We start from the raw sequence: 15262 nt of genomic DNA on the forward strand, positions 1-15262 counted from the left end.
ATCGCCAGCCCTCGAACACCGGCGGAGCGGCTCACGATACTGTCAGTTGGTGAGCGAGATTCCGGTACGACGCACGAGCACCATCACCCTGCAATTTCTGGGGATGGGGCTCATTTGGGGTTCAAGCTTTCTCTTCATGAAGGTCGCGCTCGAGGGCGTCTCCTTCGGCCAGGTCGCGTGGTCCCGACTGATCCTCGGCGGGCTGACACTGGGCCTGATCGTGCTGGCCACCCGCCCACGGGTGAACGGCGGGCCGGTGCTTCCGAGAGAACCGGTCGTCTGGCTGCATTTCGTGCTGATCGCGATCACCGGATGCGTCATCCCGCATCTGCTCTTCGCCTGGGCTGAGCAGTACGTGTCGTCGAGCCTCGCCAGCATCTACAACGCGGTGACTCCCATCACGACGGCGGTGCTCGCCACCCTCGCCTTCCGAGTCGAGAAGCTCGGCCGCAGCCAGATCACCGGCGTCTTCGTCGGCATTGTGGGAGTGATCGTGATCATCGCCCCGTGGCAGTACTCCTCGCTCACCGGCGACTTCTGGGGCCAGGTCGCCTGCCTCGGCGCCGCCGTCTCCTACGGGGTCACCTTCGGCTACACCCGCAAATTCTTGAGTGGACGCCCGATCGCCGGCACGACATTCGCTTTTCTCAACATCGGCTTGGCCGGCGCGATCATGCTTCTGCTGACCCCGGTGCTGGCGCTGAACCCGGTCAGCCTGACCTGGCCCATCGTGCTCGGCCTGCTGGCGCTCGGGGCGCTCGGCACCGGCATCGCCTACATCTGGAACATCAACGTGCTCCGGGCCTGGGGCCCGACCAACGCATCGATGGTCACCTACGTCACCCCCGTCGTCGGCGTCGTACTCGGGGTGCTGGTGCTGTCTGAAAGATTCTCCTGGCACGAACCGCTCGGTGCAGGCCTCGTGCTGGTCGGCATCCTGCTCACTCAACAGCGGCTGGGCATCCCGCGCGGCGCACGGCGAAGGGCCATAGCCGCGCGCTAGGGTCGAGGAATGGCACAGGACGAGCGTGAAGCGTTGGAACAACTGAACAGCATCAGGCAGAGCATCGACAACATTGATGCGGCGCTGATTCACCTGCTCGCTGAGCGGTTCAAATTCACTCAGCAGGTGGGTCGGCTGAAGGCAGTTCACGGACTTCCGCCGTCGGATCCCGAGCGCGAGCGCCGGCAGACGCAGCGTCTGCGCACCCTCGCCGAGGGAGCGCACCTCGATCCTGCCTTCGCCGAGAAATGGTTCAACTTCGTTGTCGCCGAGGTGATTCAGCACCACGAGGAGATCGCGGGCGGGGCCGCGAATGGCGCCGCAGGCGGTGCGCGGCCCACGCCCCCCAAGGCTGGGCCGGCTACTGCCTCCGCTCCGGGCGCTTCCGCTCCGGCTGCTTCCGCTCCGGCTGCTTCCGCTCCGGCTGCCGAGGCACCCGCCGTCGCCAGCGCTGAGCCGGGCACGCCCGCCGAGGCTGACCCGGCTGCTGAGACAGCAGCTGACCCGAGCGCTGACGCGGCCGCCGCCGCTCCGCGCCCGACGTCGCACCCCGTTCCGCACCCGGGCGTGCACCCCGTGCCGCATCCGTCGCCCTCGCGTCCGACGTCGTGACGTGGAACCCGACCGCGCTTCCCTCCGCTTCGGGTAAAACGTTCGTCGTCACGGGAGCCAACGCAGGGCTCGGCTATTTCACGGCCGAACAGCTCGCGCGAACCGGTGCGCAGGTCGTGCTGGCCTGCCGCAATCCGGTGAGAGCGGATGCTGCACTCGCGGCGATCCGTCGGCGGGTGCCGGGCGCAGTGGTCTCGACTGTGGCGCTCGACGTGTCGGATCTGGCCTCGGTGAACTCTGCCGCGACGGCACTGCAGCAGCTGCCGCGGATCGACGGATTGATCCTGAACGCGGGAATCGTGCATCCGCCGCGCAACCGCGAGCAGAGCGTCGACGGCCACGAGCTCGTCTTCGCGACCAACTTTCTGGGCCACTTCGCGCTCACCGCTGCGCTGCTGCCGCAGCTCGGGGCGACACAGGGCAGCCGGGTGATTGCGCTCGGCTCGATGATCACCCGGCTGATGGACTCGCGTCTCGACGACGTGCAGCTTGAGAGGGCCTACAACCCCTGGACGGCATACGCACAGTCAAAGATCGCCGCGCAGGTCTTCGGGTTCGAACTCGACCGCCGGCTGCGCGCTGCCGGGCAGGGCGGGGCGGCGGGGGTTCAAGCGCTGGTCGCACACCCCGGCTACTCGATCTCGGGGCTGACGCCGAGCATCCGTGGCGTCAACCAGCCCAACCGGGCTAAGCGATTTGTCGACAACCTGCAGGCCCCGATCACCCAGGGCAAGGACCGCGGGGCGTGGCCGATCGTGCGGGCGGTGCTCGATCCAGGCGCTTCCGGCGGCGAGTACTACGGGCCGCGTTTCGTGACCAAGGGCATCCCGACCCGGCAGCAACCGACCCGCACCTCGCTCGACCGCGAGGTGGCCTCCCGGCTGTTCGCGCGCTCGGAGGAGTTCGCCGGGGTCGACTTCCCGGTCTAGCGGCGTCGCGTCGCGTGGCGTGGCGTTGCGTTGCCTCGCGTTGCCTCGCTGAGGCCGACGAGTGCGCTCAAAGTGTCGGCTCGCGGTCGTGCCAGGCGACACTTTGAGCGCACGCGCGGCGGAGTCGGGCTGGGGAGTCGGCCGGCGGCGAGCGGCGTCGGGCGGGCGGCGGAGTGAGCTGAGCGAGCGGATGCGCTGTCAGCTCACGTCGGGACGCCATCCTGCGTCGAGCAGGGCCCGCCGAATTCGCGCGCCAGTGGCATGTGCGGCTTGGCCGAAGTGGGTCTTGTTCACCTTGATGACTCGCCAGCCCTCGGCCATCAGGGCTTCGAGCCGGTCGATGTCATGGTGGTACTGCGCCTCGTCGTCACGATGCTGGCCACCGTCGTACTCGATGAGTATCTTGAAGCGCCGGTAGGCCAGATCGCCGTAGGCCAGAAACTCGCCGAATCGGTTCGTCAGCGCCGGGTTCACCTCCGGCTCGGGAAGGCCGGCGCGCACGATCAGTAGCCGGAGCTGGGTTTCTCGCGCTGAGTCGGTGCGGGGCCGGACCAGCGAGAACGCCTCCCGGAGCCGCTGCGCGCCGGGATGCCCTGCGTGCCGCGAGACGGCATCCGCGAGTTCCGGCAACGTCGCAGCAGGCGCCTGGCGGCAAACGAGGGCGTCGCCGATCATCACAAGCTCATCGAGCGTGAGGGTGGTCGACAACTGAGTCCAAACGTCGACGGCGGATGCGACGGGGAGACCGTCAACGTGCGTCACCCGTTCGAGTCCCGAAGGGATGAGATGGCCGCGCACACCCCGCCCTTTCCTGCGCAGAGTCCGCGTACTCGTGCCGACGTGAACGTCGGTTTGCTCGAGCAAGCGCCGTGGCACCGGGAGGCCGTGGAGGAGCGCAGCCGTGACGTGGCTGAAGAACTGCCCCTGCGGCATCCGTACCGCGTACTCGTGAGCGCGTCGGCCTGATTCCGCGCGTAGCCGGCGCCAATACGGGTCGGAGCTGTCGGCGCTCTGGGTGAACTCCTGCACCGCAACGCTCGGGGCGTGAGCAACACGTATTCCGTGAAAGGGGCGCCGGAGATCGTGCCGGCGCAAGCGTTCTGCGCTCACGCCCCGCTTCTTCGCATGCGCCACATCGAAGGGAACTCCCTGCAGCTCGAGGGGGAGCGTCGTCGGCTTCGTCATCGCCCGATGGTGTCACCGTGGCGCACCGTCTCGCTCGCGTTGTCCACACCCCCTGCCTCGCGCTGCGACGCGTGCGCTCAAAGTGTCGCCTCCCCGGCGCCGGAGGCGACGTTTCAAGCGCACGCGTGAGCATCCACTCGCCGACGCCTCTCGCTTGCCGCGACCCGTGCGCTCAAAGTGTCGCCTCGTGGACTGGCGGGGCGACACTTTGGGCGCACGCGTGGGAAGAGGGGGAGGCAGCGAAGGCGAGCCCGACATCAGCCGGGCCCGCCTTCAGCGAGTCACGTGCGCGGAGCACCCAGAGAGAGTGCCGCGCGTCGAACGAAGAGGCGCTAGCCCCCGACGACCGGCCCGAAGTGCGCCGGCAGCGTGCCGCGGTGACGCGCCTGCAGGTCGGCCAGGCTCACCGTGAACTGGTCCTGGATCTCGAGGCCGGGCGCCGTGGCATCCGTCACGCCGATGCGCAGCACCGGGTAGTTGCGGCCTTCGCAGAGTCCGAGGAACTTCACGTCGTCTTCGCGCGGCACCGACACGATCACGCGACCGGTCGACTCCGAGAACAGGGCGACGGATGCGTCGATGCCGTCACGCTCGCAGATGTCACCGATCCAGACGCGGGCGCCCACACCGAAACGCAGCACGGCTTCGGCCAGGGCCTGAGCGAGCCCGCCCTCGCTGAGGTCGTGAGCGCTGTCGACGAGCGAACCCTGCGACGCGGCGTGCAGCAGGCCGGCGAGGTCGGCCTCACGGCCGAGGTCGACAGCCGGCGGGCGGCCGCCGAGGTGGTCGTGCACGACGCCGGCCCAGGCCGAACCGTCGAGTTCGACGGCCGTGGTGCCGAGCAGGTAGATGTTGTGTCCGTCGTCCTGCCAGCCGCTCGGAACGCGTCGGGCGACGTCATCGATCACGCCGAGCACGGCGATGACCGGCGTCGGGTGGATCGGCACATCGCCGGTCTGGTTGTAGAACGAGACGTTGCCGCCGGTGACCGGAATCTCGAGCTCGAGGCATCCGTCGGAGAGGCCCTCGACGGTCTTGACGAACTGCCACATGACCTCGGGGTTCTCCGGGGAGCCGAAGTTGAGGCAGTCGCTGATGCCGACCGGCACCGCGCCGGTTGTGGCGACGTTGCGGTAGGCCTCGGCCAGGGCCAGCTGGGCGCCCTGGTACGGGTCGAGCTGGCAGTAGCGGCCGTTGGCGTCGGTGGCCACGGCGAAGCCGAGTCCCGACTCCTCGTCGATGCGGATCATGCCGCCGTCGTCGGGGAACGACAGCGCCGTGTTGCCGAGAACGTACTTGTCGTACTGGTTGGTGATCCAGCTCGGGTCGGCCAGGTTCGGCGAGCCGAGCAGGTCGAGGAACTGGCCGCGCAGGGTCTCGGCGTCGAGGGCACGCGGCAAAACGGATGCCGTGTCAGCCTGCAGCGCGTCGAGCCAGGTCGGGTAGGCGACGGGGCGCTCGTAGACCGGGCCGTCGACGGCGACGGTGCGCGGGTCGACGTTGACGATCTCTTCGCCGTGCCAGTTGATGATCAGACGGCCGGAGTCGGTGACCTCACCGAGCACGCTGGTTTCGACATCCCACTTGCTCGTGACGGCAAGGAAACCCTCGAGCTTGCCCGGCTCGACGATCGCCATCATGCGCTCCTGGCTCTCCGACATCAGAATCTCTTCTGCGGTGAGGTTCGGGTCGCGCAGCAGCACCTTCTCGAGCTCGATGAACATGCCACCATCGCCGTTGGAGGCCAGCTCGCTCGTGGCGCAGGAGATGCCGGCGGCACCGAGGTCCTGGATGCCCTCGACAAGCTTCTCGCGGTAGAGCTCGAGGCAGCACTCGATGAGCACCTTCTCGGCGAACGGATCGCCGACCTGCACGGCCGGACGCTTGGTCGGGCCGCCCTCGCTGAAGGTGTCAGACGCCAGAATGGATGCGCCGCCGATGCCGTCGCCGCCGGTGCGGGCACCGAAGAGAACGACCTTGTTGCCGGGGCCGGTGGCGTTGGCGAGGTGCAGGTCTTCGTGGCGGAGCACGCCGACCGAGAGCGCGTTGACGAGCGGGTTGGCCTGGTAGACGGAGTCGAAGACCGTCTCGCCACCGATGTTCGGCAGTCCGAGGCAGTTGCCGTAGGCGGAGATGCCGGCGACGACACCGTGCACGACGCGGGCGGTGTCTGGGTCGTCGATGGCGCCGAAGCGCAGGGCATCCATCACGGCGACCGGGCGGGCGCCCATCGAGATGATGTCGCGCACGATTCCGCCGACGCCGGTTGCGGCGCCCTGGAACGGCTCAATGTAGGAGGGGTGGTTGTGGCTTTCGATCTTGAAGGTGACGGCCCAGCCCTCACCGACGTCGATGACGCCGGCGTTCTCGCCCATGCCGACCATGAGGTTCTTCTTCATGGCGGGGGAGACCTTCTCGCCGAACTGGCGCAGGTACATCTTCGAGCTCTTGTAGGAGCAGTGCTCGCTCCACATCACCGAGTACATGGCCAGCTCACCCGACGTGGGGCGGCGGCCGAGGATCTCGCGGATCTTGGCATACTCATCGGGCTTGAGGCCGAGCGCGTCGTACGGCTGCTCTTTCTCCGGCGTGGCGATGGCGTTGGTGACGGTGTCTGCGACACCACGGACGGAGGGATTGGAAACAACGGTCACGAGTGGCGAACTCCTCAGAGAAATCGGGTGCCTGACGCGGTCAAGTCTACCCGGCTGATCCGCTGGCTTTAAGGGCACGATGAGGCGGCGACATCCTGAGCGGATGCCGCGCTGCGGCCGGGCTGCTCGCCGTGCGGATGCTGCCCCGCGGATGCCCCACTCGCCGTGCGGATGCCGCGCTGCGGCCGCCCTACAGGCTGCGGCCGGACTCCCAGAGGTTGTCGGAGGTGCCGCTGATGAGGGCGGCGACCGAGATTGCCTGCGCGTCGGTGAATGAGGCGATGTAGTCAACAACCGCGCGCGAGCGACCGAAGCGGGCGATGTCGGCGTCGCTGCTTTCGAGGCCGACGGCCGAGTAGAACTCCGGCGCGTTCGCGCGCAGCTCGCGGTACTCAATGGTCGCCGCCTCGATGGAGTCGAGCAGCCGGCGCGGCGCGCGGGCGGAGTCATCCGGGTCATCCAGCCAGAGGTGCAAGCCCTCGGCGAGCGTTTCGATCACGCGGGCTTGGCCGCGCTGGTAGACGGCGAGATCGCTGCGGTCGAGAACGAAGCGGGTATGCACGAACTTGAGTACGACGACGTCGTGCCAGGCATGGCTGCTGAGCCGCACGTGGCCGCTGCGCACATTCGGCGTCGCCTCGACCCGGATGGAGGCCTTGAGCCGGTCGATCCAACGCCGGGTGAAGGCCGAAACCGCCCGGTCGGCCTCAAGCCCTCCGTCGTAGGGGATGGTGAGCAGCCCCTCGACGAGGTCGTCGATGACGCGTATGACCGACTGCCGGAATCGGTCGGGGTCGGCGATCCAGGCGTCTTTGGCCCGAGTGTGCCGCCAGGCCGCCTCCAGGGCGTAGCCGGGGCGGCGCAGCGCGACACCGGCCCGCAGTTCGGCGGCATCCAAGATGCCGAGGGCTCCCTGCGCGTTCATCCAGCCGTTCAATTCGGCCGACACCGCCGTGTACTGCAGCACCCCTGCGCGGTAGAAGTCGTCGAGATCGTGCACCGAGTAGGCGATGTCGTCGGCAATGTCCATCACCGAGCATTCGACCGTCTGCTGGTATTGCCCGATTGCGGGGAACGCCTCGAGCGCATCGGCCATCTCAAGGGCTTCGATCGAGTAGGCCGAGAATTTCTGCGCGCCGGATGCCGAGTCAGCACCGACCCCGCGCGGCAACAGCTCGGCCGACTGCGGAGGAAGCGCGCGCCACTCATTGCGGGTCCACGGGTATTTGAGCACGGCCGCCCGCACGGCCTTCGTGAGATTGAGGCCGCGCGGGGTGGCATCGCAGCTGTCGAGCGCGGTCAGGATGCGGAAGGTCTGCGCATTGCCCTCGAAGCCGTCGGGCAGGCCGAGCTTGGTGCGGGCGACCCGGTCGAGCACCTGCTCGCCGAGGTGGCCGAACGGCGGGTGGCCGAGGTCGTGCGCGGCCGCTGCGGCCTGCACGACCACGGGGTCGCAGCCGCCGAGCCGTTCGATGGTGGCGCGCACATCGTCGGGGGCATCCCTGAACCCGACGGCGATCGAGCGGGCGACCGCCGAGACCTTGAGCGAGTGGGTGAGCCTGTTGTGCACCGTGGTGCCGGAGCCGGCCTGCGGAATCACCTGGGTGACGGCGGAGAGCCGCGAAAAATAGGGAGAGAAACGGATGCGCTCGACGTCGACGCGAAACTCGTCTTCTCCAGCGGCGCCGGGCTCGTCTGTTGCGGATGCTGCTGTTTCGACGATTGCGCGCTCGCGCCCGCCGTCGGTGTGGGATCGCACAAAGCTCTGCATAGTGCGCTCAGCCTAGCCCGGGCCGGGCGTGGGCTAGGGCCGAGCGCGCCGGAGCTCGGAGCCCTGAGTCGGGGCCAGGAGCCCTGCGCCGGAGCCGGGAAACGGGAGTCCTGAGCCGGGGCCACGAGACCTGAGCTGGGGCCAGGAGTCCGGGCCCGGAGTGGGGAGCGCCGAGCTGGACCCGGAGCCGGGAGCCCTGACCCGGAGCCGGGAGCCCTGGCCTCCGTCGAGCCAGGGCCGGCCGCGCGTAGACGAGTGCGTGAGTGGCTTGGCGCGTGGGGGTGGCTCAGCGCGCAGAGAAGGCGGCGACGCGCGCGCGGGCATCCGCACTGTCGAATGCACGGCCGATCGTGACGGCCTCATCGTCGAGCGAGGCTTGGAACGAGCGGCCTGCTCCGGAGTGCAGAAGCCGCTTGGCATGTCCGAAAGCAGCCGTCGCTCCGTCCAGCCAGTGTGCCGCGATCTCGGCGGCACGTTCGGCGACCACCTCGGGGGCGACGACCTCGGTGACGAGCCCCCAGTCCAGTGCCTCCGCCGCGCTCAGCATGCGTGGGGTGAGCAGCAGTTCCGCCGCGCGCCGACGGCCGACCGCCTCGGGCAACAATGTGCTCACGCCGCAGTCGGGGGTCAGCGCGATGTCGGCGTACTTGCTCACGAAGCGCGCCTTCTCCGAGGCGACGATCACGTCGGCGACGAGCATGAAGCCGAGCCCTCCGCCCGCGACGGCGCCCTGCACCGCGGCGACGATCGGCGTGCTGCTCTCTCGGAGCAGCCGGTGCCCCTCGTGAATCAGATCGGCGAGCCGGCGCACGCCGTCGCCGGCGCTCGCCTCGGTCGTGCCCAGCTCCGACATCGCCTTGACATCGCCGCCCGCACAGAACGCGCGGCCCTGCGCGTCGAAGAGCATGGCGCCGATGTCATCGCGGCCCGCGATTTCGGCGGCGATGTCTCGCCACCGTTCTGCGGCTTCGCCATCGATCGCGTTGAGGCGGTCCGGACGGTTGAGGGTCACGTGGGCGAGCCCGTCGGTCACCGTGAAAAGAATGCTTTCGCTCATGGCAGAGCAGTCTACGGATATGGCGTCGGACTCACCCACTCCCGTGGTCTGCTCCGGTGGTCTGCTTCGTTGGTCGGGCTTGACGCCGTCAGATGATCGGTGAGTGCGACCCCGGTTCGGAGGTCGGCTCACGCGCTCCTCCACCACCGGACTGGCGCCGCGCGAGTTGACTGTGACGAGGGCTGAGCTCGGTAGGCGAGACGTTTTCCAACCCGCGTTCTGCAATCGGAGGGCATCCGACCCGCGTGGCGGCTATTGAACCGGTAGCCGCCACGAAATTGGGGTGCCGAAATCAGGAGCGGAGGCGTGTCGCGGCAGTGATTCACTGCTCTTTCGCCGGTTTGCCCCCGGGCGACACACCTCCACTCCTGATTTTGGTACCGGCCGGGGGCGGAACCTACCCGGCGGCGTCCGACCCCCGTGACGAATGTGCGACTGGGGCATAGACGGGGATGCGGGTTGCGCGTTGGGTGCCGCTGCGCGCGTTGGCGCCGGCCCGCGTGACGGCACCGGGCCCGCGCACGAACGCGCGGCTGGGCGCCGACCCGCGTAGCGGCACCGGGCCCGCGCCCGCGACCCGCGCGGCGGCGCCGGACCCGCGCGCCGGCTAGCGAACCGCGCGCCGCTCCGGAAGGGGGGTACCGAAATCAGGAGCGGAGGCGTGTCGCGGCAGTGATTCACTGCTATTTCGCCGGTTTGCCCCGGTCGACACACCTCCACTCCTTCGTTTGGTACCGGCCGGGTGGCGCGGCAGCTGAGCCGAGCCTCCGCGTCGCGTGCCCGGTGGCCCCCGAAGTAGTCACGTCGCTGGAGATTCACCTCCCGGTAACCCGCGGGTCGGGAGTCGTTAGGACCGCCTGCTTAGCGTTGGCCATCGAACACAGCATTGGTTCCCCTGTCATCGAAGCACGAAAGGCTTCCCATGAAACTCAGCATCAAGACCCTGCTCGCCGCCGGTGCAGTCACCCTGCTCGCCGCCGGGCTCAGCGCCTGTTCCGCCACGCCCGGCACCGGCGCGGCGCCCGGCGCCGGCACCGATGACGCCAGTACCGTCAGCTTCGCCGTCGACGAGAACACCCTCGTCTTCGGGGTCGTCCCCGACTCGGTCGACACCGAGACCAACTACCAGCCGCTGATGGACTACATCGCCAAGAAGACCGGCAAGACCGTCGAGTACCACGAGTCGACCGACTACGCCGCATTGATCGAAGCCTCGATCGCCGGCAAGATCGACGTCGCCTCCTTCTCGGGTTTCACCTACGTCACAGCCAAGAACAACGGCGCGAAGATCACCCCCGTCTCCTCGATCGTCACCGAAGAGGGCCAAGAACCCGGCTACTTCTCACAGGCCATCGTGCCGGTCGGCAGCGACATCAAGACCATCGCAGATATGAAGGGCAAGAAGGTCTGCTTCGTCGACCCGTCGTCGACCTCCGGCTACCTGTTTCCGAGCTACAACCTGCTCGAAGCAGGCATCGACCCGGAGAAGGACATCACCCCCGTCTTTGCCGGCAAGCACGATGTGAGCGTTCAGAAGGTCGGCGAGGGCAAGGAGTGCGACGCCGGATTCGCCGAGGACAGCGAAGTTGAGAAGAGCGACAAGGTAACGGTCATCGACGAGACCATGGTTCCCGGTGCTCCTGTCGTCATCTCAGACACGCTTCCGGCCGACCTGAAGACGCAGCTCACCGGCATCCTGGCGAAGGTCAGCATCGATGAGATCATCGCCGCCGGCATCACGAGTGCCGACTCTGATGCCTTCCGTAGCGTCTTCTTTGAGACCCAGCCGGTTGACGACTCGTACTACGACACCGTGCGCGACATCTGCACGAAGACCAAAGCGACTCAGTGCCAGGGCTAACCCCCTCGCGCTGACCCGCTGAATCGACTCCGCCCGAATCGGCTCTGGACTGAATTGAGAGTGACCATGAACAGCACCCCGATCATCGACGTGACAAACGTCACGAAGACCTTTGGCCAGACCACCGCGCTTGACGGGGTGTCTTTGCAGGTCAATCACGGCGAGATCGTGGTGCTGCTCGGTCTGTCTGGCTCGGGCAAGTCGACGCTGCTGCGGCACCTCGACGGGCTCGAGCTGCCGACCAGCGGAACCGTGAACGTGCTCGGCGAGGAGGTGTCGTCGCTCTCGGGGCGGCGCCTCCGCGCCCTGCGCGGCCGGGTCGGCTTTGTCTTTCAGCAGTTCGAACTGGTTCCGTCGCTGACCGTGCTCGAGAACGTGCTGACGGGTGCTCTCGGCACCCTGCGCGGGCCTCGATTCGGTCTCTGGAGCTACCCGCGGGCACACAAGCTGAAGGCGCTCGGTCATCTCGACCGGGTCGGCCTGCTGGCCCGTGCCTACCAACGCGCTGACACCCTCTCCGGGGGTCAGCAACAGCGCGTGGCCATCGCCCGCGCACTCATGCAAGACCCGCAGATTCTGCTGGCCGACGAACCCGTCGCCTCGCTCGACCCGGAGTCAAGCGATGCGGTGATGGCGCTCATCCGTCAAATCGCCACCGACCAGAACCTCACTGTGGTGTGCAGCCTGCACCAGGTGGATCTCGCGCTCTCATGGGGTGACCGTATCGTCGGCCTCCGACACGGGCAGGTCGTGCTCGACACACCGACCGCCGGCCTGTCGAAGAGTGAGGTGATGGAGATCTACGGACGCGTCGCCACGACGACTACCGAGCTTGAGGCGATCCAGACCGAGTTGGGCGTCGCGGACGAGCTGACCGACCTCGAAGCGGTCCTGACCGACCTGGGCGTCGCTGACGAACTCACCGAGGAACGCGCCGACGAGCTCACCCACGGTTCGGCTCACGATTCGGCTCACGAGCCGACTCACGAGCCCGCTCACGGCCACGCGGCCGAACGCACGTCGACCACGTTCTCACTCCGATGACGACGCTGAGCCCGTCACGCCTCAGCTCACGCGCACCGGCAGACCTGCTGGCTCGCGCTCCGCGCCGCCGGGTGTCGCCCGAACGCATCGCGGCCGGGCTGACCATCGTCGCCCTGCTCGTCGTCTCCGCGGTTGCGTTGGCCGGCATCGACATCTCGATTCCGAAGATGCTCGAAAGCGCTGCCAACGCCGGCAAATTCTTCGCCCGCGTCGGAACGATCAGTTTTCCCGAACCGGCCGAGCTTCTCTATCTCACCGCATTGACCGTCGGCCTCGTGCTCACCGGAACCCTGCTGGCCTCGGCCATCTCGATTCCGATCGCGTGGATCTCGGCCTCGAACACCACTCCCGGCCCACTCTGGCGTGCGGCTGGCCGCTTCGTCGGCGTGCTCACTCGAGCCGTTCCGGATGTCGTGCTCGCGATGGTGTTCGTGCTGATGTTCTCGCTCGGCTCGCTTCCGGGCATCCTGGCCATCGGCATCCACTCGGTCGGCATGATCTCGAAGATGTTCGCCGACGCGATCGAGCAGATCGACGAGGGGCCCCGCCTGGCGATCCGTGCGGCCGGAGGCACCCGATTTCAAGAGTTCTTCTCCGGCGTGCTGCCGCAGGTGCTGCCGTCGTGGGTAGCAACGGTGCTGCACCGCAACGACATCAATCTGCGCGGCTCGGTCATCCTCGGCTATGTCGGCGTGGTCGGGCTCGGCATGGAGATGTCGCACGCCTTCAAATCGCTCAACTATTCCCTCGGGCTCGGCGTCGCGCTGGTCATCTTCGGCTTGTGCGTGCTGATGGAGATCGTCTCCAGCGTGCTGCGCACCGCGATGCTCGGGATCGCACCCACCGGGCGCGGGCTCGGTGACCGGATGCTGCGCGCGGTGACGCGCAAGCGGCCCACGTCCGCGGCTCGCCCGGCCGCAGACATCCGTTCCGGTGCGTTGCCTGCCGATAATGTTCAGCTGCAGGCACACACACCCGCCCCACGGGAGGCGGATGCCCTCACCGCTGCACTTCACCGTCCTTGGGATGCCGTGCGCATCCGCAACACGGTCTGGGGATGGCTTGCGCTCGCCGTGGTCGTGGGCGGGGTGCTGATCTGCAATGTCCAGTGGGGCGACCTGCTCACGGTCTGGGGCTACATCCCGCAGATTGCCGCGTCGTTCTGGCCGCCCAGCTTCGGCAACTACGGGGCAGCCACCCTGTTCGCTGCGATGGGGCAGACTATCGCGATCGCCCTGGCTGCGACCCTGCTCACCCTGGTCTTCTCGCTGATGATCGGCTCGTTGGCGGCCCGCAACGTGGCACCGAACCGCACGGTTCACGCCTCGATGCGGCTGCTGCTGGTGATCATCCGCGGCATCCCCGAAATCATTCTCGCCATCGTGCTCATCGTCGTGACGGGGCTCGGAACCCAAGCCGGCACCATCGCACTGGCCTTCGGCGGCGTCGGCCTGCTCGGCAAGCTCATCGCCGATTCCTTCGAAGAGGTGAAGCCCGGCCCTGAGCGCGCGCTGCGGGCCACCGGGGCCTCCCGCAGTCAGGTCTATGCCGCTGCGACCCTGCCGCAGGGCATGAAAGCATTGATCGGGCACGGCTTCTACATGCTCGACACCAACATTCGTGCGGCGACGATCCTCGGAATCGTCGGCGGCGGTGGCGTCGGCTACTACCTGTTGAACGCCGGGCAGGGCTCGAAATACGACCTCGTCACGGCTATCGTGCTGATGATTCTGGTCACCGTTCTGGTTGTTGAAGGGCTTGCGATGTGGATGCGCCGGGTGTTCCGTTGAGTGGGGCAGCGTCGGGTTCGGCCGCGTCGGGTTCCGCCGCGTCGGGTTCCGCAACGTTGAAATCGGCAGCGTTGAGCTCGAGCGCGAGAGGCGGGGCGCCGCAGTTTGACGTGGTCGTGGTCGGCTCCGGAATCGTGGGCCTCGGCCACGCGCTCGCCGCGGTGCGCCGCGGACTCCGCGTCGTCGTGATCGACCGTTCCGCCGAGATCGGCGGCGCCTCCGTGCGCAACTTCGGTCATCTCTGCTTCACCCCGCAGGCCGGCCAAGCGCGCGAGTTCGCGCTGGCCTCCCGGGCGATCTGGCTCGATGTGGCGACGGATGCCGGCATCTGGCTGCGCGAGTCCGGCACCTTCGTGATCGCCCGACACGCTGACGAGCTGCAGGTATTGAGCGACCTGGCTGAGGTGCGCGGTGCTGAGGTGCGCGGTGCTGAGGTGCGCGGTGATGAGGTGCGCGGTGCTGACTCCCGCGCGGCAGCCGGTGGCGGCCCCGGCACTCGGGGTGCCGAAGCCGGTCCGCTCGGCGACCGCGCCGAGGTCGAACTCCTCAGTGCGGCCGACGCCGAGGCGCGCATCCCCGTCGCGCAGGGCACCGCGGTCGGCGGCGCATTTCTTCCCTACGATCTGCAGGCCGATCCGCGCCAGGCAGCCGCGGCGCTCGCCGGCTACCTCGCCAGCCGGGGCGTCGAGTTCCGTTACCGCACAGCGGTCACCGGGGTCAGCTCCGGCCGGGTCGAGACGACGCGGGGCGCGATCACCGCAGCGACCATCGTTGTGGCGGTCAACCACGACATCGACCAGCTCTATCCCGAGGTCGCCGAACGCCGAGGAATCCGTCGCTGCGGACTCGACATGCTCCGCGTCGATGCGGGCCTACGGATGCCCCTCGCCGCTCCGCTGCTGACCGGCTGGTCGCTGGTTCGCTACGGTGCCTTCGGCGGTACTCCGGCTGCCGCGGCACTGCGAGAACGACTGGGCCGCGAGCATCCCGAATTGGCCGCCCTCGATCTCAACCAGATGTACACGCAGCTGCCCGACGGCTCGCTGATCGTGGGGGATACCCACTATCGCGGTGAGGCGATCGCGCCCTTTCAGAGCGAGTATGCGTTCGAGGAGTTGCTGCGTCTGGCTGCGGAGCTGTTCGGCATCGCCCGCCCACGAGTGCTCGAGCGCTGGCAGGGCGTCTATGCGTCGGCGCCCGACGAGTTTCTGATCGAAGAACCCGAACCGGGCGTGCACCTGGTGGCCGCGACAACCGGCATCGGTATGACCTGCGGCCTCGGCCTCGCCGAACACGTGAGCGCTCTGGCATTCGATTCTTCTGTTTCTTCACCCCGATCCACCCTCTGAAAGGAAC

At 67.9% G+C, this 15262-nt stretch carries 10 protein-coding genes and 1 pseudogene; 7 read left to right on the forward strand and 4 right to left on the reverse strand.

Annotated elements, in window-relative coordinates; all coding sequences use genetic code 11:
• Positions 1-49: 49 nt before the first annotated feature.
• From ABD791_RS14540 to ABD791_RS14550, 3 genes and pseudogenes are all read left to right on the forward strand, one after another.
• Positions 50-1003: a DMT family transporter gene (locus ABD791_RS14540; RefSeq protein ID WP_345068012.1), complete on the forward strand. Its 954-nt coding sequence runs from the start codon at positions 50-52 to the stop codon at positions 1001-1003.
• A gap of 9 nt (positions 1004-1012) precedes the next feature.
• Positions 1013-1306: pseudogene (locus tag ABD791_RS14545) on the forward strand (chorismate mutase); the annotation flags it as partial.
• Between the two features lie 305 nt (positions 1307-1611).
• Positions 1612-2544 carry an SDR family NAD(P)-dependent oxidoreductase gene (locus ABD791_RS14550; RefSeq protein WP_345068014.1) on the forward strand — a complete coding sequence of 311 codons (933 nt, stop codon included), beginning with the start codon at positions 1612-1614 and terminating at the stop codon, positions 2542-2544.
• Between the two features lie 198 nt (positions 2545-2742).
• Here ABD791_RS14550 and ABD791_RS14555 read toward each other — a convergent pair whose 3' ends face one another.
• The 4 genes from ABD791_RS14555 to ABD791_RS14570 form a co-directional block, all read right to left on the reverse strand.
• Positions 2743-3729: a DUF559 domain-containing protein gene (locus tag ABD791_RS14555; RefSeq protein WP_345068016.1), complete on the reverse strand. Its 987-nt coding sequence runs from the start codon at positions 3727-3729 to the stop codon at positions 2743-2745.
• Positions 3730-4061: 332 nt separating this feature from the next.
• Positions 4062-6383: a phosphoribosylformylglycinamidine synthase subunit PurL gene (gene purL, locus ABD791_RS14560; protein ID WP_345068018.1), complete on the reverse strand. Its 2322-nt coding sequence runs from the start codon at positions 6381-6383 to the stop codon at positions 4062-4064.
• A 190-nt stretch (positions 6384-6573) separates the two neighbouring features.
• The gene (locus ABD791_RS14565) at positions 6574-8154 is read right to left on the reverse strand and encodes a deoxyguanosinetriphosphate triphosphohydrolase family protein (protein WP_345068020.1); all 1581 of its coding nucleotides are present in this window, start codon (positions 8152-8154) and stop codon (positions 6574-6576) included.
• Between the two features lie 286 nt (positions 8155-8440).
• Positions 8441-9211, reverse strand: a complete 771-nt coding sequence (locus tag ABD791_RS14570; protein ID WP_345068022.1) for an enoyl-CoA hydratase/isomerase family protein — start codon at positions 9209-9211, stop codon at positions 8441-8443.
• A gap of 922 nt (positions 9212-10133) precedes the next feature.
• On the opposite strand from ABD791_RS14570, the gene ABD791_RS14575 reads away from it, so the two are divergent.
• From ABD791_RS14575 to ABD791_RS14590, 4 genes are all read left to right on the forward strand, one after another.
• A complete protein-coding gene (locus ABD791_RS14575; protein ID WP_345068024.1) occupies positions 10134-11072 on the forward strand; it encodes a phosphate/phosphite/phosphonate ABC transporter substrate-binding protein in 939 nt (312 codons plus the stop codon).
• Between the two features lie 66 nt (positions 11073-11138).
• Entirely contained in the window at positions 11139-12116 is a 978-nt protein-coding gene (phnC, locus tag ABD791_RS14580; RefSeq protein ID WP_345068026.1) for a phosphonate ABC transporter ATP-binding protein, read from the forward strand.
• The gene (gene phnE, locus ABD791_RS14585; protein ID WP_345068028.1) at positions 12113-13906 is read left to right on the forward strand and encodes a phosphonate ABC transporter, permease protein PhnE; all 1794 of its coding nucleotides are present in this window, start codon (positions 12113-12115) and stop codon (positions 13904-13906) included. Before phnC ends, phnE begins: the two co-directional genes overlap by 4 nt.
• Positions 13882-15255 carry an FAD-dependent oxidoreductase gene (locus ABD791_RS14590; protein ID WP_345068030.1) on the forward strand — a complete coding sequence of 458 codons (1374 nt, stop codon included), beginning with the start codon at positions 13882-13884 and terminating at the stop codon, positions 15253-15255. Before phnE ends, ABD791_RS14590 begins: the two co-directional genes overlap by 25 nt.
• The last annotated feature ends 7 nt before the right edge of the window (positions 15256-15262 follow it).

The sequence above is a fragment of the Glaciibacter kafniensis genome (assembly GCF_039538945.1).
Lineage (GTDB): Bacteria > Actinomycetota > Actinomycetes > Actinomycetales > Microbacteriaceae > Cryobacterium > Cryobacterium kafniensis.